The 4,650-nt window shown below is 50.0% G+C and carries 6 protein-coding genes and 1 pseudogene; 6 read left to right on the top strand and 1 reads right to left on the bottom strand.

Annotated elements, in window-relative coordinates; all coding sequences use genetic code 11:
* Positions 1-267 (top strand): annotated as a pseudogene (locus Q0256_RS01845) (hypothetical protein); the annotation flags it as partial.
* 340 nt (positions 268-607) lie between these two features.
* Here Q0256_RS01845 and Q0256_RS01840 read toward each other — a convergent pair.
* Positions 608-820, bottom strand: a complete 213-nt coding sequence (locus Q0256_RS01840) for a hypothetical protein (protein WP_297959546.1) — start codon at positions 818-820, stop codon at positions 608-610.
* On the opposite strand from Q0256_RS01840, the gene Q0256_RS01835 reads away from it, so the two are divergent.
* From Q0256_RS01835 to Q0256_RS01815, 5 genes are all read left to right on the top strand, one after another.
* Complete coding sequence (locus Q0256_RS01835; protein ID WP_297959545.1) at positions 796-2,001, top strand: LL-diaminopimelate aminotransferase; 1,206 nt, start codon at positions 796-798, stop codon at positions 1,999-2,001. The two genes, Q0256_RS01840 and Q0256_RS01835, sit on opposite strands and share 25 nt — an antisense overlap.
* Positions 2,001-3,269 carry a homoserine dehydrogenase gene (locus tag Q0256_RS01830; RefSeq protein ID WP_297959544.1) on the top strand — a complete coding sequence of 423 codons (1,269 nt, stop codon included), beginning with the start codon at positions 2,001-2,003 and terminating at the stop codon, positions 3,267-3,269. Before Q0256_RS01835 ends, Q0256_RS01830 begins: the two co-directional genes overlap by 1 nt.
* A 1-nt stretch (position 3,270) precedes the next feature.
* Entirely contained in the window at positions 3,271-3,609 is a 339-nt protein-coding gene (locus Q0256_RS01825; RefSeq protein WP_297959542.1) for a YraN family protein, read from the top strand.
* Positions 3,610-3,679: 70 nt separating this feature from the next.
* The gene (trxA, locus tag Q0256_RS01820; protein WP_297881795.1) at positions 3,680-3,994 is read left to right on the top strand and encodes a thioredoxin; all 315 of its coding nucleotides are present in this window, start codon (positions 3,680-3,682) and stop codon (positions 3,992-3,994) included.
* A gap of 110 nt (positions 3,995-4,104) precedes the next feature.
* Positions 4,105-4,650: FAD-dependent oxidoreductase (locus Q0256_RS01815; protein ID WP_297959540.1), on the top strand; the 546-nt coding region annotated here is incomplete at its 3' end.

The following is a 4,650-nucleotide window of genomic DNA, read 5'->3' as shown; positions in this document are numbered from 1 at the left end:
CCGCGCGGTAAGATGTGGATCGGCATCATCGATCTAAAAAGCGGCAAGAAGCGCGAGATGGTCATTAATGCCCCTTACGTCGTCGCTTCGCAAGGGAATGAGGAGCTGCTAATCTCTACCGGTCATGGGATGTTTGAGCTCGGCAAAGCCGATGGCAACGTAACTTTCAGCGAAAGAAACACTCAAAAATTCCACGTCAAAGATGGCAATATCACTAGAATTTCAGCCGATGAGTTTCTGCGCCTAAACAAGGGCAAGAAGTGGTAAAGCTATCGCTCTCGTGCACGGCTCTTCGCTCGTAGGGCTTCACCGCCGCCGAGGATAGAATTTTGGCGCGGTGCGGCGAGTGCGACTTAAAATAAACCCACGAGCGTAAATTTAAAGGGTTTTGAACCGCGCCGCCTTAGATAGAATTTTAAGCGGCGCAGGCAAAATTTAACGGTGTGGATAAAATTTCAAACGGCACGGGCGCGTGTAGTAGAGTGCTAAATTTAAGAGGCATCGTCCATAGCGCCGTATAAAACGGAGGCTTTGATCGTTATCGTTTTGACCAGGTCGAAAATTTAAATGTCGCCGCAAGTAGTCGCAACACCATAAATTTAAATGATCAATGCCCCCGCGGTTTTAAAATTTTAGTGAGGCAAAGGTTTAAACCGCCCAAGTGTTGCAAAAGCGCCGCCGCATCGCTGCTAGGGCTTGAAATTTTAGCCTCCGTGCGGCGCGAGCAGATCGCGACGTTTAAGGCGCTAAATTTCAAATAGGATTTGAAAATTACTTTAAGATAAGAGGTTTGAGATGTTTGACGAAATCCGTTTTTCAAAAATCGAGCGTTTGCCCAATTACGTTTTTGCCGAGGTCAATGCCATAAAAATGGCGGCGCGCAGAGCCGGCGAGGACATAATCGATTTTTCGATGGGCAATCCCGACGGCAGGACGCCGCAGCATATAATCGACAAGCTTTGCGAAAGCGCGCAAAAGGACAAGACGCACGGCTACTCCGTAAGCCAGGGCATCTACAAGCTGCGACTTGCGTGCGCGAATTGGTATAAGCGCAAATACGGCGTGATCTTAGATCCGGAAAGCGAGATCGTCGCCGTGATGGGCTCTAAAGAGGGCTTCGTGCATCTAACTAGCGCGATCGTAAATCCGGGCGACGCCGCGGTAGTGCCAGATCCTGCGTATCCGATCCACACTCAAGCCTTCATCATCGCGGGCGGCAACGTCGTTAAAATCCCGCTTGCCTATGATGAGAATTTAAATTTTAATGAGAATAAATTTTTCATCGATCTGCAAAAAACCTTCGACGAGAGCATTCCGCGCCCAAAATACGTCGTCGTAAATTTCCCGCACAACCCCACCACCGTCGTCGTGCAAAAGAGCTTCTACGAGCGGCTCGTGGCGATGGCACGGCAGGAGCGGTTTTATATCATCAGCGACATCGCTTACGCGGAGATCGCTTTTGAGGGTTACAAAACGCCGTCGATCTTTGAGGTTCAGGGCGCAAAAGACGTCGCAGTCGAGGCATACACTCTTTCTAAAACCTACAATATGGCGGGCTGGCGCGTAGGTTTTGTTAGCGGCAACAAAAAGCTCGTAGCCGCGCTTAAAAAGATCAAGTCGTGGTTTGATTACGGCATGTTTACGCCGATCCAAGTAGCCGCCACGATCGCGCTGGACGGGCCGCAAGAGTGCGTAGAGGAGATCCGCGCGAGCTATGAGAAGCGTAGAAATTTTTTGATCGACGCCTTTGCGGATGCGGGCTGGCAGATCGCAAAACCTAGCGCGTCGATGTTTGCGTGGGCGAAATTACCGCCAGCGGCGGCCCATCTAAGGAGCATGGAGTTTTCCAAGCAGCTTCTTACCAAGGCGTGCGTCGCCGTAAGCCCGGGCGTTGGCTTTGGCGCGGTGGGAGACGATTACGTGCGGATCGCTTTTATCGAAAACGAAAACAGGACCCGCCAGGCCGCTAGAAATATAAAAAAATATTTGAAAGAGATCTGATGAAGGTAGCGATTTTAGGCGTCGGCACCGTAGGTAGCGAAGTTGCAAACATTTTGATCAAAAACAAAGACATCATCCTTGCGCGCGCAGGCGTTAGCATAGAGCCCGTAATCGGGCTCGTGCGCGATACGAGTAAAAAAAGGGACGTGCAAATTCCGCTTAGCAGCGACGCTGGGAGTATCATCGAGCGCGACGACATCGACGTTTTTGTGGAGCTTATGGGCGGGGTAGAAAAGCCCTACGAGATCGTAAGTGAAATTTTAAAGCGCAAAAAGGCGGTCGTTACCGCAAATAAGGCGCTTTTGGCTTATCATCGCTACAAGCTCCAGGCTCTAGCGGGCGATACGCCTTTTGGTTTTGAAGCGAGCGTAGCGGGCGGAATTCCGATCATCAAAACCCTACGCGAGGGGCTAAGCGCCAATCGTATCGAAAAGATAATCGGCATCGTAAACGGCACGAGCAACTTCATCCTTACGAATATGATGCAAAAAAACGAGAAATTTGAAGACGCGCTAAAGCGAGCTCAAGAGCTCGGATACGCCGAAGCCGATCCTAGCTTTGACATCGGCGGATTCGATGCGGCGCATAAGCTTTTGATTTTAGCTAGCATCGCATACGGCGTGCACGGCGATCCCGAAGACATCCTAATCGAGGGGATCGAGGAGATCACGCAGGAGGATATCTATTTTGCGCGCGAATTTGACTTCATAATCAAGCTGCTTGCGGTAGCCAAGCGCGCGTGCGACAACAAAGTCGAGCTGCGCGTCCATCCTGCGCTCATTTCAAAGGATCAAATGCTCTCAAAAGTAGACGGCGTGATGAATGGCGTGAGCATCTACGGAGACTGCGTCGGCGAGAGTATGTATTACGGCCCTGGCGCGGGCGGAAGCGCTACGGCAAGTGCGGTTATAAGCGATCTCATCGACATTGCGCGCGATAATAAAAATCCGATGCTCGGATATAAAATTTTGCCGAGCGAAAATTTTATGCAAATTCTGCCGAGCGAGCAGATCCGCACGAAGTATTATTTTAGACTGCGCGTGCGCGATGAGAAGGGCGTGCTGGCGAAGCTTACGAATATTATGAGCTTAAACGATCTTTCGATCGACAGCTTTTTGCAAAAGCCTAAGCTCAAAACGGACGAGGAAGTGACGCTGTTTTTCACGACGCATACGTGCTGCGAGAAGGACATAAAGCGCGCAATAAGCGTAATTAGCGGCGAAAATTTCATCACGCAAAAGCCTTTTATGATCAGGATCGAAAGCTAAGTTGAGCTTAAAAGAATATCTTTTCGGCTTTGCTTGCGAGGACCGTGCTGCGGAATTTTTACGCGGTGAAGGGTTTGAAATTTTAAAGCGAAATTTCCGCTGCCGCTTCGGCGAGATCGACATAATCGCGTGTAAAGGCGGGATTTTACACTTCGTAGAAGTAAAAGCCACTAGCGGCGATTACGACGCCGTGGAGCGCGTGACGGGAGCCAAGATGGCTAAAATTTTAAAGGCGGCGGAATTTTATCTGATGAGCTGTGATACGGACGAGCCGTGGCAGATCGACGTCGTGGAAGTTTATCCAAAGCAGATAAAATTTATCGCCAACATATCTTTTTAAATTAGAATTTTTATTATTTATTTAAGATAATGAACTATAATCCGCGGAATTTTAACACAAGGAGAACATTATGGGAAAGTATATAGAGCTTACTTCGGAGAATTTCGACGTTATTAAAGAGGGTGTCGCATTAGTCGATTTTTGGGCGCCTTGGTGCGGGCCGTGCCGTATGATCGCCCCGATCATCGAGGAGCTTGCGAACGATTACGAGGGCAAGGCTAAAATTTGCAAAGTAAATACCGACGAAGCGCAGGATCTTGCGGTGCAGTTCGGCGTTCGCTCGATCCCTACGATACTATTTTTCAAAGACGGCGAGCTAAAAGCTCAGCTCATCGGCGCGCAATCCAAGCAGATCATAGCCGACAAGCTAAACTCGCTTCTGTAGATTTTAAAAGGGCGGCTTTCGCCCTTTCTCCTCTCACTCATCGTTTTATTAATTAAATTCGTAAATTTAACGCTCGCGGCTTTACTTAATAAAATAATTAAGGAGAAAAAATGTTAGATTTGGCAATTGTTGGCGGCGGTCCTGCGGGGCTAGCGGCGGGGCTTTATGCTACAAGAGGCGGTTTAAAGGACGTCGTGATGTTTGAGATGGGGATGCCCGGCGGGCAGATCACCTCAAGCTCCGAGATGGAAAACTACCCGGGCGTCGCTGCGGTGACCGATGGGATGAGCTTTATGGCGCCTTGGCAGGAGCAGTGCTTCCGCTTCGGGCTGAAGCACGAGATGGTGCGCGTGCTACGCATCTCAAAAGACGGCGACGGAAATTTTACGATCTATCTTGAGGGCGATCAAACGCGTCGCGCGCGTGCCGTTATCGTCGCTACCGGCTCTACTCCGCGTCGCGCGGGAATCGAGGGCGAGGATGAGTTCTTCGGTCGCGGCGTTAGCACCTGCGCGACCTGCGACGGGTTTTTTTACAAGGGCAAAGAGGTTGCCGTTCTTGGTGGCGGTGACACGGCGCTAGAGGAGTCGCTGTATCTAGCTAAAATTTGCTCTAAAGTCTATTTGATTCACCGTCGCGATGAGTTTCGCGCTGCG

It is taken from the genome of uncultured Campylobacter sp. (assembly GCF_937949835.1).
GTDB lineage: Bacteria > Campylobacterota > Campylobacteria > Campylobacterales > Campylobacteraceae > Campylobacter_B.
The sequence above is the reverse complement of the archived record's forward strand: the minus strand, read 5'-3'. Positions and strand labels throughout refer to the sequence as shown.